At 60.3% G+C, this 19,281-nt stretch carries 11 protein-coding genes and 3 pseudogenes; 8 read left to right on the forward strand and 6 right to left on the reverse strand.

Annotated elements, in window-relative coordinates; all coding sequences use genetic code 11:
• The 3 genes and pseudogenes from RHM69_RS10135 to RHM69_RS10145 all read right to left on the reverse strand — a co-directional run.
• On the reverse strand, positions 1–807 hold the full coding sequence (locus RHM69_RS10135; protein WP_017737798.1) for an FAD binding domain-containing protein: 807 nt from the start codon (positions 805–807) through the stop codon (positions 1–3).
• Positions 804–3,803, reverse strand: coding sequence for a xanthine dehydrogenase family protein molybdopterin-binding subunit (locus tag RHM69_RS10140; RefSeq protein WP_069556809.1), 3,000 nt, complete (start codon positions 3,801–3,803; stop codon positions 804–806). The genes RHM69_RS10135 and RHM69_RS10140 overlap by 4 nt, the downstream gene beginning before the upstream one ends.
• Positions 3,804–3,965: 162 nt before the next feature.
• Positions 3,966–4,160, reverse strand: a pseudogene (locus RHM69_RS10145) (EAL domain-containing protein); the annotation flags it as partial.
• A gap of 1 nt (position 4,161) precedes the next feature.
• Here RHM69_RS10145 and RHM69_RS10150 point away from each other — a divergent pair.
• Positions 4,162–4,410: pseudogene (locus RHM69_RS10150) on the forward strand (EAL domain-containing protein); the annotation flags it as partial.
• 157 nt (positions 4,411–4,567) lie between these two features.
• On the opposite strand, the pseudogene RHM69_RS10155 reads toward RHM69_RS10150, so the two are convergent.
• Positions 4,568–5,348, reverse strand: a pseudogene (locus RHM69_RS10155) (histidine kinase dimerization/phospho-acceptor domain-containing protein).
• 169 nt (positions 5,349–5,517) lie between these two features.
• The gene (locus tag RHM69_RS10160) at positions 5,518–7,281 is read right to left on the reverse strand and encodes a recombinase family protein (protein ID WP_256557689.1); all 1,764 of its coding nucleotides are present in this window, start codon (positions 7,279–7,281) and stop codon (positions 5,518–5,520) included.
• Between the two features lie 337 nt (positions 7,282–7,618).
• Here RHM69_RS10160 and RHM69_RS10165 point away from each other — a divergent pair, with 337 nt between their 5' ends.
• The 3 genes from RHM69_RS10165 (at position 7,619) to RHM69_RS10175 (ending at position 10,875) form a co-directional block, all read left to right on the forward strand.
• Positions 7,619–8,314, forward strand: coding sequence for a reverse transcriptase domain-containing protein (locus RHM69_RS10165; RefSeq protein WP_256557688.1), 696 nt, complete (start codon positions 7,619–7,621; stop codon positions 8,312–8,314).
• A 171-nt stretch (positions 8,315–8,485) separates the two neighbouring features.
• Entirely contained in the window at positions 8,486–9,625 is a 1,140-nt protein-coding gene (locus RHM69_RS10170) for a glutathione-independent formaldehyde dehydrogenase (protein ID WP_069556805.1), read from the forward strand.
• 396 nt (positions 9,626–10,021) lie between these two features.
• Positions 10,022–10,875 (forward strand): IS5 family transposase gene (locus RHM69_RS10175; RefSeq protein ID WP_139129445.1). Its coding sequence is split into 2 segments (ribosomal slippage): positions 10,022–10,364 and positions 10,364–10,875, totalling 855 coding nucleotides; the frame shifts between segments, so codons are not numbered across the junction.
• Here RHM69_RS10175 and RHM69_RS10180 read toward each other — a convergent pair.
• Positions 10,820–11,860, reverse strand: a complete 1,041-nt coding sequence (locus RHM69_RS10180) for a DUF6361 family protein (RefSeq protein ID WP_139129444.1) — start codon at positions 11,858–11,860, stop codon at positions 10,820–10,822. The genes RHM69_RS10175 and RHM69_RS10180 overlap by 56 nt on opposite strands.
• 235 nt (positions 11,861–12,095) lie before the next feature.
• On the opposite strand from RHM69_RS10180, the gene RHM69_RS10185 reads away from it, so the two are divergent.
• The 4 genes from RHM69_RS10185 to RHM69_RS10200 all read left to right on the forward strand — a co-directional run bounded on the left by RHM69_RS10185 (position 12,096) and on the right by RHM69_RS10200 (position 18,686).
• A complete protein-coding gene (locus RHM69_RS10185; protein ID WP_069556802.1) occupies positions 12,096–14,639 on the forward strand; it encodes a DEAD/DEAH box helicase family protein in 2,544 nt (847 codons plus the stop codon).
• Between the two features lie 1,124 nt (positions 14,640–15,763).
• On the forward strand, positions 15,764–17,284 hold the full coding sequence (locus RHM69_RS10190; RefSeq protein ID WP_069556800.1) for a phospholipase D-like domain-containing protein: 1,521 nt from the start codon (positions 15,764–15,766) through the stop codon (positions 17,282–17,284).
• Positions 17,281–17,532, forward strand: a complete 252-nt coding sequence (locus RHM69_RS10195) for a hypothetical protein (protein WP_069556799.1) — start codon at positions 17,281–17,283, stop codon at positions 17,530–17,532. The genes RHM69_RS10190 and RHM69_RS10195 overlap by 4 nt, the downstream gene beginning before the upstream one ends.
• A gap of 50 nt (positions 17,533–17,582) precedes the next feature.
• A complete protein-coding gene (locus tag RHM69_RS10200; protein WP_083263028.1) occupies positions 17,583–18,686 on the forward strand; it encodes a sigma-54-dependent transcriptional regulator in 1,104 nt (367 codons plus the stop codon).
• The last annotated feature ends 595 nt before the right edge of the window (positions 18,687–19,281 follow it).

Below are 19,281 nucleotides of genomic sequence, written 5' to 3' on the forward strand. Positions count from 1 at the left end.
TCAGACTCCTTCGATCATCTGATGACCCAGCTCGCGAACCAGTTGGCGGCGATAGGCGGCGCTGGCGTGCACGTCGTCTTGTGCATCGAGCGACCAGGCGGTTTGATTGAGCGCGTCAGGCAGCGCCGCACCCCGTGGCAGGCTGCGACGTTGCGGACGGTCGGCGACCCCGCCGATGCCGAGTTCGACCTGGTCCGTCCCGATGGCCGCGGCCAGGGAGACAATTGCAAAGTCGCCGTGGCGCATGGCGATTTCGCGGAAGCGATAGGTGATGCCTTCGCGCTTGAGCGGAAAACGCACCTCGACGACCAGCTCATCCGCACGCTTGTCGGTGGTGAGAATGCCTTGGAAGAAGTCGGCGGCCTTGACGATGCGCTTGCCTTTTTTGGACTCGAGAACGATCTCGCCGCCCAGTGTCACCAGGCACAGCGGCAACTCGGCGCTGGGGTCGGCGTGAGCCACCGAACCGCAGACCGTACCGCGATTACGCGTCTGGAAGTGGCCGATCCAGGGCATCGCCAGTGCCAATAAAGGCACCTCGTCCATCAGGGTCGAACGCGCCAGCAACTGCGCCTGTCGCACCCCGGCACCTACCGCCAGGCAATCCTTGCGCAGCTCGATATAGGCCAGCTCGGCCACATGATTGATATCGATCAGCAACTTGGGTTGAGCCAGGCGCATGTTCAGCACCGCCATCAGCGATTGGCCACCGGCGATGATGCGAGCCTCCTGGCCATACTCGGCGAGCAACTCAACCACCTGACGACGGGTTTCAGCCCGAACGTAATCGAAAGCAGCCGGTTTCATTGCGCACCCCCCTTGCCAAACAGCGCGCCAAGCGAGGCGCGCAGTCGCGCCCACCAGCCGGTGGAGATGGCTTGGCCGCTGACCCGTTGCGACAGGCGAGTAAAGATTTGTCCGATGATCACTTTCGAGGCCCCTTGCAACATTCGGCCGCCGACCGCGGCGACTTTGCCGCTGACCGCCACCTGGTATTGGTATTCCAGACGCGTGTGGCCATTTTCCAGTTCGACGAAACGCACTTTGGCCTGGCCCTGGGCCGAACCCATCGAGCTGCTGCCGGAACCGGACAGACGCAACGAATGCGGTGGGTCCAGATCACTCAGGGCCACCTTGGCCTCGAAGCGCGCACGGATCATGCCGACGCCGACGGTGACGTCTGCGCGGTATCGGTTCTCGCCTTCAAGCACGAGGTCGTGGCAACCGGGAATGATCGCCGCCAGCGTCTGCGGGTCGAGCAAGGTATCGAAGACCTGTTGCGGCGAAGCAGGAATCACCACCGAGTCGTTGGCCCGCAACGCGGGTCCACCGGCAGGTGCTGCGTCCAGGTCTTCGTCGGGCTCCATACCGGCGGGCCGAGGGGGCTCGTCGATCCCGATGAGCGTGCGTACTTTCGATGGTGTCAGTGGCAGACGGATGTCCGAGCGACCGAGGGCGTCGGCCACCGCGTTGGCGATGCACACCGGCGTGCTCATGTTGTTGCCCTCGCCCACACCCTTGGAGCCCAGCGGGGTGAAGGGCGATGGCGTATCCATGTGCAGGATCACCGGTTCGATCACTTCCGGTGCGGTTGGCACCAGATAATCGGCGAAGGTCCCGGAGAGGAAGCTGCCGTCCTCACCGTAGGCGAATTCTTCCATCAGCGCCGCGCCGAGGCCTTGGGTGAAGCCACCACGAATCTGGCCGTCGACCAGCGCGGGGTTGAGCAGGCGGCCGGCGTCATGGCAGGTGACGTAGCGATCGATGTGGATCTCGCCGGTCATGCGGTCGATTTCCAGACCACAGATGTCGAAGACAAAGCCGTAGCACAGCGAGCTATTGACCTGGTCCTGGTCGTCCGGGGCCACCAATTGCGGCGGGCTCCAGAACGCGGTTTCGCGCAGACCGCCACTTTCACCTTCCGGTAGCAGGCCCGGCGACCAGTGGGTCGCACCGGCAATCCGATGGAATGGCGCCACCGCCCCGCCATTGACCACAAAAATCTTGCCGCCGGCGAAACGAATATCTTCGGGACTGGCCTGCAATTGCTCGCCGGCAATCACGGCGAGGCGATCGCGGATCTTCAGCGCGGCCTTATAGACGGCACCGGCCACAGCGCCGGCGAAACGGCTGGAATAGTTGCCCGAGGCAATCGACCAAGCGTCCTTCTGAGTATCCAGCTCGACGTTGACCACGATGGATTCCAATGCAACCCCAAGCACGTCGGCGACGACCTGAGCGACGGTGGTTTGATGGCCCTGCCCTTGCGGTGTCGAGGACACATGCACACTGACGTCACCCAACGGGCCGACGTTGATGGTTGCGGTGGCGACAGCGCCGTTTTTCGGACCGGCCTTGCGCCGCTCTTCGGGTGTCATCGCGGTGGTGATGTAACCCATGTTGGAAATCGAGGGTTCAATGACGGCGGCATAGCCAATGCCATAGATTCGACCTTCCGCCCGCGCCTGATCACGACGTTTGAGCAACTCGTCGAGTCCACCGTCAGCCGCCGCCAAGGCAATGCAAGCTTGGTAGTTGCCGGAATCGAGCAACGCACCGGCGGCCGCGCGATATGGGAAGGCATCGGCCGGCACCAGGTTGCGGCGGATCACGTCCAACGGATCAAGCTTCAACTGCACGGCGATATGTTGCAGCAGCCGCTCCAGGGCGAAATATACCTGCGGGCCACCGAAACCACGGTTCAGGCCGGAAGGGGTTTTGTTGGTCAGCACCACGCGGTTGCGCACTTGCAGATTGCGGATCGCATAGGCACCCGTCAGGTTGCCGTGCATGCGGTAGAAAGTCGCCGGTTCAGGCGCTCTAAGGTAGGCACCACAATCGTCGATCTGGTCATAACGCAAAGCGGTGATGCGCCCGTCTGCTTCTACCGCCGCTTCAATTTCGGTCACCCGATTGGTCGCCGAAGAAGCCCCCTGAAGATGTTCCAGACGGTCCTCGACCCACTTCACCGGTGCGCCGACCTTGCGTGACGCCAGCCCCATCATCACCACGTAAGGGAAAACCCCTTGCTTGATGCCAAAGCTGCCACCGGAATCTTTCGGTGTGCGCAAACGCAAGCGGTTGCCAGGCACATTCAGAGCCCGGGCCATGACCGTGTGTAATGCATAGGGGCCCTGGAAATTGGCCAGCACGTCATAAATGCCGGTGGCGCGCTCGTACTGAGCCAACACCACATAGCATTCAATGGGTGTGCAGGAACTGCGCGGAAACTTCACTTTGAGCGAGACCTTGTGCGGCGCCTGCTCGAAGGCCTGCTCCGGCTCGCCATAACGAAAGCGTCGTTCGTTGACCACGTTGCTGCCGACGGCTTCGTGCAGGATAGGCGCCTGTTCGGCGGTGGCCCGTTCTGGATCGATGATCGGGGGCAGCGGCTCGTATTCAACGCGCACACCTTCGATGGCGTCTTCGGCCAGATAGCGGCTCTCGGCGATCACCACGGCCACCGGCTCTCCAACGTAGCGCACTTTGTCGACGGCGACGCACCAGTGCTCCATCGGCTGACGTACACCCACCGGAAATGGCAGCGCCCAGCGTTTGACGTCTTCGCCGACCAGCACGCCGTGCACGCCTTTCATCAGCAGCGCACTGGAAAAGTCCACCGAGGTGATCCGCGCATGAGCGTGGGGTGAACGGATGATCGCCGCATGGAGCGTCCCCGGCGGGATCGCAGCGTCATCGGCATAGCAGCCGAGACCGCGCAACAATGCGGCGTCCTCGACACGGGCCTGACGGGCGCCGATGTGGCCGGTCTGATTTTCGGTAGCAGGTTGGAAACTAGTCATTTTTTCGCGGCTCTTGTTGTTATGCAGCGCGATAGCGTTAGAGCCGAGTGTGTGAGAAAGGCGCAGGGAGCGCCTTGCCTGGGGAGAGGGAGTTCTGCGTTGGAGTCTGACAATTTGCCTTAGCGTCTGATTTACAGGACTGGGACCCGACAGAATGGCCGCTCAGGGAAGGGGCGCGGGATGGCTCAGGAAAGCTTCGATTTCTGCGTAGGGCATTGGTTTGGCAAAGTAATACCCCTGAAAAATATCGCAGCGACTGCCCTTCAGGAAATCCACCTGAGACGCCGTTTCCACGCCTTCGGCGACCACCGTCAGGCTGAGGTGATGGGCCATGGAAATAATGCCTTGGGTGATCGCCCAAGCCACCCTGGAGAAACATGGTCTGCGTGGTGAGCAGTTAGAGCTGGAGATCACCGAGTCGCTTCTGTTGCATAGCGCGATCGATACGTTGCACCGGCTCAAGGCGTTGGGGGTGCGCATTGCGCTCGATGATTTCGGCACCGGCTTTTCCAGCCTCAGTTATCTCAAGCGTTTGCCCATCCACAAGATCAAGATTGATCGCTCGTTCATCCAGGAAATCGCCACCGACCCTCACGATGCGGTACTCGATACGGCCTGCGCGCACTTGCGCCAGTTAGGCGAGCAGGGCATCACCGGCATCTCGATGGCGGTGAATATTTCGCCGATGCATTTTCAGCGTGGCAATTTCGTCCAGTGTGTCTTCGTCATCTACTATCAAAACGTGAATGTCAGACATCGGTGGTTTACTTCGCCTCGTTCCCTGGGGGCGCGGGAAAGTCCAGGATCACCTGAGTTCCTACGCCAAGCGTACTGATAATGTCCATGCGCGCACCGTTGGCATCCAGCAGTTGCTGACTGATGCTCAGCCCCAGCCCTGTACCCCGCGCCTTGGAGGTAAAAAAACGGTTGGCGGATGCGCTGCAAGTCCGCCTCGGAGATACCGCAGCCCTGGTCAATGACCATGACTCGCACCTGCCCATCCCATACTTGGGCGCACAGGCGCACGGGGCTCTGGTTGTCGCAAGCCTGGAACGCATTCAAACAAAGGTTGACCAGGATCTGCCGGATCTGGTCCGGGTCGACGTAAAGCTGCAAGCCTGGTTCTGTTTCGCACAGCAATTGCGGGTCGTCCGGCCCTGCCAGCCGGACGATCTGCTCGAACAACGACGCGACAGCAACCACCTCGGGTTGAGCCGGGTGAGGCCTCCCATATTCCAACAGATCGCTGGTGACAAGGGATAAGCGGTCGATTTCCTTGCCTAGGTCGGTCAGCAAGTAACGTCGTTCGGGTTCTTCTTCTCGGCGCAGTAAGGCTTGCACTGTAGTTTTCATGGTTGTTAGGGGATTGCGCACCTCATGGGCCACGCCCGTGGCAAAGGCCCCCAGTACCGCGAGATTTTCTGTCCGCACAGTGTTTTCCAACATGTCCGCCAAGCGCGCGGCCATTACATTGAACGCCCGCGCTACATGGTTGATTTCGTCGTCACGGGGCTGTTCAGCCAGGCGATAACTGAGGTCGCCCATGGACAACTGATGAGCGCCCTGTAACAAGGTGCTGACCCGCGAGCGCAACTGTCGCGACAGAGTAAAAAACACTATGAGGATAAACACGATAAAACCAGCAGCTATCCAGTACAACCATCACGAATGGATGATGTGCTTCCTGCAACACCGAATTGCGGATAGGCGAATGTTAGCGCTGATAGCTCGATGGCTGCGCACAGGTGTTCTCGAAAATGGAAAGCGCATTCCTGCGAAGCAGGGCACGCCGCAAGGTGCGCCCAGTACGCCGCGTACGATCTTGCATACTTTTTTCTCTGGTGCCGGAGCCAGTCGACGTCTCGCTGGCGTTGAACCCGGGATCCGGATCAACCCGGAACACCACCAAAATCTCGTCTTTGTGAATCTCGACGCGTTTGACCAGACCGCGGATGATCTCGCGCTTGGTGACGAAATCGACAGTGCCCAGTCGGTCATGGACAGCCGCGGCAAACTCTTCGAGACGATTAATCACGAGAAACAGCTCGCGCTGCCCCACCTGATGACGCCGTGAGTCCTGAATCTGCTGATCAAGCTGCTCCAGACGGCTCTTCAAGTGCCGCATCTTCGGATCAAAGTCCATTTTGTCGATCATACCCTCGGCATAACTATCGATGAGCCGCGACCTGCCTTTGTCCAGCTGCAGTCGTTGTCGTTCCAGTGCGGCCGTATCAAGGTTTGTTTTTTCTTTTTCTTCGAGGATTCCCAGCCGACGTTCATATTCATTCTTTAGCCTTCCAGGGTGGGCGAGCAGCTCAACAACCTGCTGCCACACCAGTTCATCGAGACGGTCCGTTCGTATTTGCTGATTGTCACAGACGCGTTCGCCACCAAAGCGGTAGGCATCGGTTCCAATGCAACGATAATAGGCATAGTCCCGACGTTGGACTTTGGCCGCTGCCTTGCTGACCTTTTTACCGTAATAGGCGTAGTGACAATGGCCGCAAACGGTCAAGCCCTGAAGCAGGTAGACCGCACCATGACGGCGCTGACGAGTCGCTTTGCGATTCTCAGCAAGTTGCTCTTGAACCGACTGAAACAACCCTTCGCTGACAATCGCCGGTACGGCTATCTCGATCCACTGACTCGGATCGGTACGTACGGTGGAGTAGCCCTTCCTGGGCACCTCGGCACTGTGGCGTTGTGCGCGTATCCGAGGTAAACGATCACGCGCCGGTGTTTTACCGAAAGCGGCCCGGCCCATGTAGGCTGGATTTTGCAATATTCCCCATACAGTGCTGCGATCCCAATACGGTTTACCTGAGGCGGTGACGGTGCCGGTTGCCCCAAGGCGTCGCACCACTTCGCCGATGCTCAGTCGCTCCATCCCAATCCATTGAAAGATGGTTCTGACCGTCGCCGCTTGCGGCAGGTCGATAACGTACTGTGCGGGTGCGCCATCAAGTTGCTTACGAATGTAGCGATAACCGTACGGCGCAGTCGACAACACATTGATGCTGCCACGTCTGGCCCCATGAAGCTTGCCGCGACGATGGCGCTCCATGATTTTGGCACGCTCATATTCCGCGATCATGCCCTGCATCTGCAGCAGCAACGACTCCTCTGGCGTGACGCCAATGGCATGATTGAGGAACACGACCTGTACGCCGCACGCCGATAGTTCTTCCATCAGCAAGGCCTGGTGAGCATATTTTCGCGACAGCCGGTCTGGGGACAGGACGTAGAGACGTTCCACCAGGCCAAGTGCAGCGCGGTCTCTGAGCCGTTCCAATTGTGGGCGAATCAGCGTCGCGCCGCTGACGCCTGCATCGACAAAGCGCATGTCCTCAGCAACGTGGGCACCATCAGCCACGATCCGCTCTGTCAACGCGGCAATCTGGCTTTCAATCGTGCCGCGTTTAGCCTGTTGATCAGAGGATACGCGAGCATAGAACGCCACCATCACAGCCTGGCTCATTGTTCACCTCGCTTGGCAGCACGATGCTTTGTCACAGAGGATTGGGGTTGTGGCAATTCTGAGGAACCGCGCGCATCTGTCGGTTTTAGCTGCTCGTAGACCCTCTCGAACTGCTCATAAGAGAATCGATTTGGCTCGAAAGCCAGACGAATATGCCAGATCCGCGGTTTTCGGCTCATGACTGAAGTCTCCCGTCAGTGGAGGCGATGACCTCAATGACGAGAACAATCTCGACGTCGGGGCATCCTGCATACCTCGGAGCAAAACTCTCCCTGGCAATGCGCAGCCCCCAGTTTATCCAAGAGTTTGCTCTATTGTTGCCGGCGTTATTTCACCGTTGCTTGCCAACATCTACCTGCACTACGTGATGGACTTGTGGATCAGGCAATGGCGCGAGCGTACTGCACGAGGTCAGATGATTGCTGTGCGATACGCAGACGACAGTGTGCTTGGGTTTGAAAAGCATGAAGATGCATGGAGTTTTCGCCAGGCGTTGGAGGCTCGACTAGCCCAGTTCAACCTGACACTGCATCCAGAGAAAACACGTTTGCTACGGTTTGGCTGGTTCGCGATCGAAGATCGCAAGAAGCGCGGAGAAGGAAAACCGGAAACTTTCGATTTTCTCGGGTTCACGCATATCTGTGACAAAACCAAGAACGGGATGTTTGTGGTTAGACGCGTGACCATCGCCAAGCGTATGAGAACGACAATCAGGGAGATACGGGCGCAGTTACACAAGCGCAGACATGAGCCCGTCCCGGTAATCGGACAATGGTCGAGCCGTCTGTTTAAAGGTTACTGCAACTACTATCACGTCCCCGGTAACACACGGCGACTGGATGCCTTTCGCCGTGAAGTGATCGGTGCGTGGAGGCATGCTCTTAAACGGCGAAGTCAGCGGCACCGTCTGAACTGGGAACGCATGGCTACGTTGGCCCGGCTATTCATACCCTATCCAAGAGAGCTACCAATGCATCCGCATCCCATAACCCGCTTCGGCGTCAAAACCCAAGGCAGGAGCCGTATGCGGTAGTTCCGCACGTACGGATCTGTGCGGGGGTGGCAGGTGACTGCCATTCCTACCGCGACCGTTCAACCGCTGGTCAATTCCCTCATCAATTGTTTGAACATACGTTCATTCCCTTCTTAACTATAAGTTTGAGCAAACGAAACATATCTTTCGTTTTGCCAATGGGAGAACAACATGAAAGCCATTGTTTACAACGGCCCACGTGACGTGAGTGTAAAAAATGTTACCGATGCCAAAATTGAAAAACCCACAGACTCCCTGGTTCGAATTACCACGACCAACATCTGCGGTTCAGACCTGCATATGTACGAAGGCCGTACCTCGATGGAGACAGGTCGTGTATTTGGACATGAGAACCTCGGTGAGGTAATCGAGGTGGGAGCCGGTGTTGATCGGGTAAAGGTGGGCGACCGCGTTTGCCTACCGTTCAACATCGGTTGTGGCTTCTGCGAAAACTGTGAAAAGGGCCTGACGGGTTTCTGCCTGACTGCAAACCCCGGTAGCGCAGGCGCCGCGTATGGTTTTGCCGATATGGGGCCCTATCAAGGTGGGCAAGCTGAATTGCTCCGAGTGCCTTACGCAGACTTCAACTGTCTGGTGCTACCTGAGGATGCGCAAGAGCGTGAAGACGACTACGTCATGCTGTCCGACATCTTTCCAACGGGCTGGCACGCCACGGAATTGGCCGGTCTTTTACCGGGTGAGAGCATTGCCATTTATGGTGCCGGCCCGGTGGGTCTGATGGCTGCTCACTCTGCGATGATCAAAGGTGCATCGCAGGTATTTGTGGTCGACAACCATCCTGACCGATTGAAGCTTGCTGCTCAGATGGGCGCCACGCCAATCAACTCGCTGGGGAAGGACGCGGTGGATCAGATTCTCAATCTGACTCATGGCAAGGGGACTGATCGCGGTTGCGAATGTGTGGGCTATCAGTGCTGCGACCGTCATGGTCATGAAGCCAATCACTTGACCATGAACAACCTCGTCGCCTCGACCAAGGCTACCGGTGGAATCGGTGTCGTAGGTGTGTTTGTGCCGGAAGATCCAGGTGCCAAAAATGACCTCGCCAAGCAAGGTAAGATGGCCTTCGACTTCGGAGCTTTCTGGTTCAAGGGGCAGCAGATTCGCACCGGGCAAGCCAACGTCAAAGTCTACAACCGTCGTTTGGCTGAGCTCATTTACCACGGTCGCGCCAACCCCGCGCAGATCATTTCGCACCGACTGAAACTCGCTGAAGGGCCTGAGGCCTATAAGCACTTCGATGCGCGTGACAATGGCTGGACAAAAGTTGTGCTCAAACCTGCGGCTTGAGTCGGATAAGTAGTCGCGCCGGGTTAGAAGATCGGGCCATTCACCAGCTACGTGAATGTCTCCTGGACCTGCATCGATTTCTGGAGAGTAGGTTGCGGAGCTCGTCGAAGAGATGGACAAACGTTCCGCGGAGAGGCAGCTGAGAAAATCAAACTCCAGAAACGACAAAGCCTTGAATAATCAGGGCTTTGTCGTATAAAGATGGCGGCGGCACCCAAAACAGTTAATTCGCTCTGCCTTGAGCTCAAAGGAAAATGCCCGCATGGGCGGGCTTGGGGACTTACGAAAAAACGTCGCTGTTCCATCAGCTGATGAAGATAGTAGATGACGTCTGCTAGGTTCTGTACGAAAAGTCGATGCAGGTAGAATCGCCGCCATGATTGGCTGGAGGCCCACATGGCAAGGCGCTACGAACTCCCGGATGCGGGCTGGGAGTTGATCAAGGATCTGGTTTCCCCGGAACAGAAGATGGGCCGACCTCGAAGTGATGATCGGCTGGTGCTCAACGGCATCTTCTGGATCCTCTGCTCCGGAGCCGCCTGGCGTGATCTGCCGGAACGTTTCGGCCCGTGGTCGACGGTGTATCAACGGTTCCGTGACTGGCGAGACGACGGTACGTTTGACCGAGTACTTGAGCGATTGCACGTCCGGCTGAATCAGGAAGGCCTGATTGACCTGGATACGTGGATGATCGACTCCACTGCGTTGCGCGCAACCCGAGCCTCTTCTGGCGCCGGGAAAAAGGGGGGCCAGAAGAACCGGTAGACCATGCATTGGGACGTAGTCGAGGCGGCCTGACCACCAAGATTCACCTGATCTGCGATGCCAATGGGATACCTCTTCGCTTCATGCTGTCACCGGGGCAAGCCAGCGACATTGCACATGCTCAGCCGCTCTTGGATCAGGTGCGTATCCCCGGAAAGTCGGGACGGCCTCGTAAGCGCTGCCGTTGGTTACTGGCAGACAAAGGTTACGATGCCGAGCATCTGCGCCAGTACTGCGACCGCTATCGCATGCAGCCGGTGATTCTGCAGCGCACCATGAAGCGCAAACCCAAGCCAGGACTACCCCGACTGTTTGATCGTCCGAAATACCGGCAACGGAACATCATCGAGCGGATGTTTGGCTGGCTGAAAGAGAACCGGAGAATCGGCACCCGCTACGACAAGCTCGCCAGAAGTTTTGGCGCGATGGTCACGCTGGCTTGCACGCTGCGATGCCTACGGCAGTACTTTTCGTACAGAACCTAGTGTGGCCGGCCAGCGAAACCTTGGTGTGCGCCAGCCATCGATCGACCTCCTGCGGGTGGGCATGGGCCTGCAAACGCCAGGCGTCCCAGTATTCGCTGTAGGTATCCAGCAACGCCCGGTGCTCGGCGCCGTTACGCACCAGCAGCATGTTCAAGCGCAGATGGGCACCGTAAATCAGCTCACTGAACGCCTGCGCCATGGCCACGCTGTCGCGGGTCTGGCGAGGCAGTTGCGTCTGATCGCCCACCCAGGCTGCCAGCGCCGGAAACCCGGCCTTTCCCTTGACCAGCGCCTGCTCGCGCAGATCGGATCGTTCAAGCTCGGTAACGAGGTTATACTCAGGCCCGGTTTTGAGCTTTTCGCTCAAGAAGCGCGCCTCCGAATCGGTCAGTTCGATGCTGACGCCGTCAAGCCAAGCCGGATCATGGCGATCTAGGTGGACGAGCCTCGACGGGCTGTGGGCGTCGCTGTCATCTCCCGCCTCTTCCTGCAGACCGGCCCAGGGTTCTTCTGCCGAGCCGATGGCCTGCGCGAACTGGCGCAGCGACCCTTGGGTATCGATCAGTTTCCAAGTGCGCAAGCCAACCCAATAAATGGACGATGGCTGCCGGGAAACCCGCTCGCCTTTTTGCAGGGAGAACCCGGAGATACCGGTCTGGCCAGAATTATGGTGCTTTACCCTGAGCAACTCCGAAAGATGCGCCTCCTGTTCCTCCAGGTAGTGGGCAAGTGGCTGCTTGCGCTGGCGCGCACAACTGAGCTGCAGGTAATCGCGGATGATCCGCGGCACGGCGATGAAATACTTGGCCCGGGTCTGCAGGGTGGAAAACCCTGGGAACATCAGGTCGGAGAATGCATCGCGCAAGCCCCCGATGCCCAATTCGTCCAGCGTGCCGGGCTGCGCAAGCTGGCTGAGCGCATGCTTGACCCGTTCACGGTCTTCGTTGGAAAAGTCCACCCATCCCAGTTGGCTACGGTTCGACACCCTGTCTCGCTCCTTGTCCTCTTCGCGCAGGCACCACAGGATATAGCTTTTAGCCATCATCCGTTAAGCTGGTTCGCCTCGATAGACAACTATGTCTGCGAATGGCCAAGTCTGGCCAGTAACCTGTTTATCTCTGAATAGAAATTTACTTATAAATCAATATCTTGAGCATGAAAACCACATAGGCATACCACTTGCAATGGACCCTGCTGACCGTCCCAACAGGAATTGACCGATGGCTTTGCTCTACTACCAAAACCTTCAGCACCACCGCCCCGACATTCTCATGAGCCGGGTTTTTCACGGCCTCAAGGACTTCAACGACTTCCTTCAGGTCTCTGAAAAGCACCTCAACAGCGACCACGCCGTCAAGCGGCTGGGGTGGGCGGCCGCCTTTCGGCCGGAGGGCATCGAAGACAACCCCGCAGGCTTCTGGATCAGCCTGGAGCCGCCCGAAGATCGGCCCGGCGAGCCGGAAGCGACCTTCCGTGCGTTTCTCGACGAAGACGCGCGTGAGGTTTACGAATTTTCCGCACCCGATGGCCTGGACGTGCAATTCAGGTTCAACCGCCAGCGTTCCCTGCGCATCCTCGACCGGGACCCCGCCGGCCAGCGGCTGCTACTGGAGCGCCAACCCACCGAGAGCCAGTTGTTGCTGCGCCCCAACACCAATACCCTCAGGCGCCAGCAGGAAGCCATCGCCTGCCTGCAGGACGTACCTTCGGTGGAGCACCGGCCCTTGCTGCGCCTGCTGGAGACCAACGACCATGCGCGCTGGCCAGAATTGCTCGCCCCTGCCCTGGCGAGCGATGCCTGGAAACTGCTGCTTGACCTTGAGCGCCCCGGTACCGACGAACAGCGCCGCTTCGTCGAACAGGCCTTGCACACCACCGACTTCATGTTGCTGGAAGGCCCACCAGGCTCTGGCAAAACCACCGCGATCTGCGAGTTGATCCTGCAGATGGCCGAACAGGGCAAGCGGGTACTGTTGTGCGCTTCGACCCACGTGGCCGTCGACAATGTCCTGGAAAAACTCATGGACGCCCGCAACCCCCATCGCGACCAGATCATTCCCATCCGCATCGGTGATACCCGCAACGTGTCCGAAAAGGCCCGCGAATGGCAGTTGGAGACTTTTCGAACGACCGAGCGCAAGCGACTGCAAGCAGCATTGAGCCGTCAGCCAAGCCCGAGCCTGGCGCAACGGACACTGCTCGATGCGCTGCGCCAGGATGATCACGTGATCACTGAACTGGTCCTCAGCACCGCCAACCTGACCTGCGGCACCACCACAGGCATCCTGCAGCACCCGGACCTCAAACGCCGGCGCAGCAACTACCCGCCATACGACATGCTGATTCTCGACGAGGCCTCCAAGACCACGTTCCACGAATTTCTCGTTCCCGCCGTACTGGCAAAGCGCTGGATCATCGTCGGCGATCCGCTGCAGCTCTCACCTTACGTGGATGAACAGGCCATGGCGGCCAACCTTGACGCCTGCCTGCCCAAGACATGGCTGCGCAACGCCTGCGTCGATGCGTTCATGGCCCGCCATCAGGGGCGTGGCTGTGTGGTTGCCAACCCCGACGCGCAGGCTCGTCAGGCCTACCAGGCTCAAGCCGCCGCATTGGGGGTAAACCTTGCACAGGCTGAGGACCCCACTTCGCTGCAGGATGCCTGGATCGTGCTGGGGGCAGGCGAAACCCTCGGCGCACGCCTGGATGAACTGCCGTTGGATACGACCCTTGTGCGCGGCGAAGCACCGGCCATGCTCGAGCGCCGTGCGGCGGCGGCCCGCCGGCGGAACCCGCGGCTGAGTGCCGCAGAGCCTGTGCCAGACTGGAGCATGGAGCTTGCGTGGCGCATCAATGCCGAATACGAGCAACGCCACGCTAGCCAGGAAGACAGCTCCGGACAGGCGCGCATAGCCCGCCAGATCGAGGCCTTGATGCCAGTCGAGGGTTCGGGAGTGGCGCCCGATCACGTGAACAAGAACGTCGCCCGGGTACGCAAGGTGGCCCTGCCCTCGATCCTTGAATCCCTGCAAGAGGGTTTTGGCCGCAACCATCAGGAGCGAAGCGGCAACGCGCTAAGCGATGGCCTGCCCGAGGCGGTCCTGGCTTCACGGCACGTGCGGCTGAGCCATCAGCACCGCATGCACCCCGATATCGCGGCGTTTTCGCACCAGCATATCTACCAGGGCCAGGCGCTGTTCAGCCCAGCGCGGATGACGGCCGAGCGTACCTGGAGCTACGACCGGCACCCCGCCACCTGGCGCCATGTCAAGGCACGCTTCGACGGGCAATCGAACAGCAACCCGGCCGAGGTCGAAGAGGTCATCGCAGAACTCAAGCGCTTCGAGCGTTGGGCCGGCAGAAACCGCAGGGATGATGGCCGCCCCTGGGAGGTCGCGGTTCTCACCTATTACCGTGGGCAGGAACGGGCATTGCGCAACGCGCTGCGCAAGTGGTCCGCCAATGGCCATGCCCAGCGCCATTTCGCCAAGGGCCCGAAAGGCAGCCCGTTCATCACGCTGGACCTGTGCACCGTCGATCGCTTCCAGGGGCACGAAGCCGACCTGATACTGCTGTCGCTGGTACGCAATCACATGACCCCCTTCTTGCGGAGCCCGAACCGGCTGAATGTCGCCCTGACCAGGGCGCGCTACTGCCGGATCATCGTGGGCGATCGCCATGCCCTGGGTAAAACCAAAGACAGCCTGCTCGGCAAACTCGCCGCTGAAAAGACCTGGGAGACCTCGTTGCATGACAAGAACTAACGCCGAACGCGGCAATATCGTCCTGAGCCGTCAGGTGAGCATTTTCTGCTGGCACGTGATCGGTGAGGTGGCCCGGGCCACCCAGCGCCCGGAGTTGCTGCCGTTGCTGCAACGGACCGACGTGAAGGAGGCCATCGACGCCCACGACATCGCCGTGCACCTGTTCTGTGAGCCCTCCCGCCTGGCTGCGGCGCGGCGCCTGCTGGACATCGCCTGCGGGCTGGGGCTGCTGCAACAGTTGCCGGATCCCGGCGCACAGGGCGCCAAGCGTTGCAGCTACAGCCTGACCGAACTCGGCCGGGATGCCTTGCAACGCAAGGAAGTGTTCGTGCCCGAGTACGCCTGCTGGCGGCTGTGGGCCAGTGATGACACCTTGCTGGAGTGCCCGGTGCTGCTGGTCGAACCGTTCGAGGAGCCCCGTGCCAGGCAGGATGTCCGTAGCAAAGAGCACCCTACCCACGAGAAAATCCCTGCCTGGCTGAACCAGGCCCTGCGCAAGACCATCACGCCCCTAGGCAACAAGGAAGCGCTGCGCATCGAGCTTCTGGAAAAGAACCTGCAGCCGCAGAAGACCAAGGCGACGCTGGTTGCCACCTGGGACGTCGATCATAGCGGCTTGCAGCTGCACGGCAATCTCGACGGGACGCCCATCGACACCCCGTCCAGTGCCCCGCCGCTAACCGCACAAGCCGTCTGGCAGGGGCTGCTGCAGTCTGCCGGACTGGTGGACGACTGGGATGACCAGGCGCTGGCCTTGAAAAGATCCTTCGACACCAGCTCGGATGCCGAGCGCAACAGCCTGCGCGCCGACCTGCGTGTACCCGCGCCGCAGCTTGCCAAGCTGGGTCGTTTCGATGACCTACGCATCGCGCGCGTGGCATTGACCCCGCGCTCGCACGACGATGCCCAGCGCTGGGCACAATGGCGCCTGCTCGAGCACGTCAATCACTATGCCAGCAGCGAACGCTTCAAAACCTGGACTACGCAGGCCTACGAATCTTTTCTCAGCTTCGAGCTGAGCGCCCCCGGCGCAAGGACCTTGCCGAACAGACCTGGCAACAGCGCGAAAACAGCCGCGCCACCACCCTCTGGCACCTGGTTGCCGCTGAAGATTGGGGACTGTGATGAACACCAAAATGACCAACCCTTGGGTACGCACGCACACCGAAGTGCTCGACCAACGTGCCTTGCCCATGCCTGCAGCATGGCAAGGAGGCCGCGCGCAGCGCCCGCCAACCCCGGAGATCGGCCACTCGATCCACGTTTCCGGCAACCAGGGCGCACTGCGCGCCGAACTGATCGCACTGCTGAACCAGGCCGTGGACATGGCAGTGATCTGCAGCTTCCTGATCGCCGACCCCGGTTTCGAAGCAGCGCTGAAGGCCACTGCCGAGCGTGGCGTGCGGGTGTATGTGATGGTGGCTTCGGAAGCGCGCCTGGGCAGGGAACCGAGCCAGGGCGAGTTCGACCAGAAGACCCACGCGCACCACAAGGCGATGCTCAAGACATTGGGCAAGTCCGTGCTTTTCCGTACAGCGGCGCACTTTCACGCCAAGGTCGTCCTGATCGACCCCTACACCCGGCCGGCAGGCGTCCTGCTCACCGCCAACCTCACGGAGGGCGCCCTCACCCGCAACGAAGAACTCGCAGTGCGCCTGAGCCCGACTCAAGTCGAGGGCATTGCCGGCTACCTGCGCTGGGCCATGTGGCAAACGGCGGAACATGAATTGCTCAACGGCAAAGACTTCAAGGCCGCCAAACCCATCAAGGACGTGCAGCACCCGGCACCCCAGGCTGGCATCCGCGCCACCACGGCCGAGCACACAGGCATCGCGCAACACTTGCTGCAGGCGTTGAGCAACGCCTCAAGCCACATCATCGTCAGCAGCTTCGGCTGGGACCCGCAACATCCGATGGTCGAACGGCTGTGCCAGCGCGCCCGTGAAGGGCTGAAGGTGACGGTGCTGGCACGGGTACGCCCGTCGGCCATGCCGGCGCTGTTGGCACTCGCCGAAAGCGGTGCGCAGGTTCACGGTTTCAAGTGGTTGCATGCCAAGGCGCTGTGGACCGATGCCGGTGACGCCATGGTGATGTCGGCCAACCTCGAGCCACACGGGCTGGACGACAGCTTCGAGCTTGGCGCGCTGCTGGATGTGCGCCAGGCCGAAGAGCTCAAGCAGCGCCTGCAATACTGGCAGGCCGTCGCGCCCTGGCAACTGCTGCCAGCACCCGTGCTGGGGGACCTGAGTGGCGAGGTGCAGCTGTGGCGCAACGGTCGACTGGACCCGGTGCAGATCCTGGCCGCAGCCGAGATCAACCTGGGTGAGGTGGTTGCCGAGTCCGCCCACCACCTGGAGGCACCACGCCCGGACGTTTCCCAGCCCTCGCAGAGCCATGACCCGGCCCACCAGTTGACCTGCAGCTGGACCGTAACGGCCCCCTACAGCAATCCGAAGGCCAGCCCGCACATGCGCCCCGCGCAAGGCAAGGAGAAACCTCGACCCTACGCCCCCAAAGTGCTGCGCGAACCGGGCGGGCGCCTCACGGTAGCCATCAGCCAGCCTGGCGAACTGGCCCCTGCGGTCCAGTTGCTCGGTGAAATCGGTGCCGCCGCCGTCGTCATCGACAGCAGGCAGCGCCCATGAGCGATACGCTTCTTTGCTGGCACGCAGAACGGGCCGGCCTGGAGGTGCTGGAAGGCGCGCTCGGCAAGCTTACCGAGCTTGGCGTCCAGGTCAGCCGAGTCATCTACCTGGTCCAGGCGCAAAGCGCTGCCGACATTCCGCCCAGCATCGGCGCTGCGCACATCGAACCGATCAGGATCAGCCTGCCCGACCCACTCGTCACCAGGCCATCTATGACGCGATCCAGCGCCAGGTACTGCCCAGGCTGAAGGCGGTCGTCGGGAGCCTGCACCTGAACCTCTCGCCGGGTACTCCTGCCATGCACAGCGTCTGGTTGATCCTGCATGCCGGTGGGGCATTTGCAGTGGGCACGCGCCTGTGGTCATCCCAACCCGGACGGCTTGACCCCGTACCATTCGAGGTCAGTAGCTACCTCGCAGAGATACGCCGGCAACAGCGGCTGGAGCCGGGCGTGCCGTCCTACAATCCAGAGGCACGCTCGGCAGCACGGCGCGAGGCAATGAACTGCCTGTTTCGCTATGCCCGGGTGGCAGGGGCTCCGTTGCTGATACTGGGAGAGCGCGGCACCGGCAAGAGCCGCCTGGTGGAAACCCAGGTGGCGTTGCTCAAGCATCGACCGGACAAGGTGGTCACCCTCGCCTGTGGCGGCCTGGAATCGAGCCTGGCGGAAAGTCTGTTGTTTGGCCACGTCAAGGGCGCCTTCACCGGCGCCGCGCAAGCGCGCAAGGGCCTGCTCGCGCAGGCCAGTGGCGGCATTCTATTTCTTGATGAAATCCAGGATCTGCCGCGGCCTGTGCAGCGCCAGCTGGTGCGGGTGTTCCAGGATCGCCAGCGACGCTACCGCCCCATCGGCAGTGATACAGAGATCAGCGCCGACTTCGAACTGGTCTGTGCCTCGAACCTGTCCATGGCCCAACTGCGCGAGCGGCTGGACGAGGACCTGTGCGATCGCCTGAGCCACCTTTGCGTATCGCTGCCCGCCTTGCGCGAATGTCGCGAGGACCTGCAGGAAGACTGGCAGCGGGTCTGGGCAGATTGCCGTGTCGATGCACGCCTTCCAGCGGCCGCCCCCTGGTCGCAGGCACTGCAGAAAGGGCTGGCAGAACACCCCCTGACCGGCAACCTGCGAGATCTGCAGCGCCTTGCGGCGCTGTGCATGGCTTGGTTCGAACCTGGCAGCGCGACTGGTTGGCTGGACAAGGCTCTTCAACAGTGGTCCGGTGTCGTCCATGGCTTATCAACTGCCGAGCCGGTTCGAACAGGCAGCCGTGAGGAACAGACCAGGCAATTCCAGGCAGAGCTGGCACTACGAACCAAAGCTACTGAAGGGAGTTGGAAGGCGGCTGCGAGCGTATTGGAATGCAGCGTAAAAACGCTGCTGCGTGATACCGAGGGATACTGACGTTCACAGTTAAACCCGTCCCCCTGGCTGGTCGGGACCAGGGGCACTGCCGAAAGCCTGCCCCACGCCCCTAAAACTTCTGACCAAACGGCTGCTGCCCCATGCCCATCGCCAGCACGAACGTCGGCCACAGAACGAGCACCAGGATCAGCCAGTGGGGATGATGAACGCCATAATGGTAGAGATTGCACTAGCCGGTGTAATTCCAGCGGCGCCTGGCCGAAAGCTCAGACTCACTAGCATCCCACCGGAAAAGCCTCCAGCGGCCGGCCGCGCCCTTCGTAGTCCGGCTAATGGTCAGAGCGGCGCTAACAGGTGCATGGCGGCGCTCCAGAATTGGTGAGAGCCTTGCAAAGTCACTGTTTCAAAAAGGTTCTTGATGGATGAGGACTGTCGATGCTCCAGCTCTTTTTTTAAAGGAAGCATGGGATCTGAAAAATCGAGAGCTGAAAATGCTTTTGGGTGAAGGCTACAAAGAACAGCCTTTCCCCGGGCTGGGTTGATACTCCAGCTAGCCAGGCAACGGCCGATACGGCAGGATGGGATCCGCCGTACTCACCCGATATGCCGGTATCACCCATGCGTTGTTCAACGG

The sequence above is a fragment of the Pseudomonas sp. CCI1.1 genome (assembly GCF_034348165.1).
GTDB classification, from domain to species: domain Bacteria; phylum Pseudomonadota; class Gammaproteobacteria; order Pseudomonadales; family Pseudomonadaceae; genus Aquipseudomonas; species Aquipseudomonas paracarnis.

Bases quoted from the DNA above. Each gene is read 5' to 3' on its own strand.
- RHM69_RS10140 (WP_069556809.1), bottom strand. From the start codon at position 3,803: ATGACTAGTTTCCAACCTGCTACCGAAAATCAGACCGGCCACATCGGC.
- RHM69_RS10135 (WP_017737798.1), bottom strand. From the start codon at position 807: ATGAAACCGGCTGCTTTCGATTACGTTCGGGCTGAAACCCGTCGTCAG.
- RHM69_RS10190 (WP_069556800.1), top strand. From the start codon at position 15,764: ATGAACACCAAAATGACCAACCCTTGGGTACGCACGCACACCGAAGTG.
- RHM69_RS10160 (WP_256557689.1), bottom strand. From the start codon at position 7,281: ATGAGCCAGGCTGTGATGGTGGCGTTCTATGCTCGCGTATCCTCTGAT.
- RHM69_RS10170 (WP_069556805.1), top strand. From the start codon at position 8,486: ATGAAAGCCATTGTTTACAACGGCCCACGTGACGTGAGTGTAAAAAAT.
- RHM69_RS10195 (WP_069556799.1), top strand. From the start codon at position 17,281: ATGAGCGATACGCTTCTTTGCTGGCACGCAGAACGGGCCGGCCTGGAG.
- RHM69_RS10200 (WP_083263028.1), top strand. From the start codon at position 17,583: ATGCACAGCGTCTGGTTGATCCTGCATGCCGGTGGGGCATTTGCAGTG.
- RHM69_RS10185 (WP_069556802.1), top strand. From the start codon at position 12,096: ATGGCTTTGCTCTACTACCAAAACCTTCAGCACCACCGCCCCGACATT.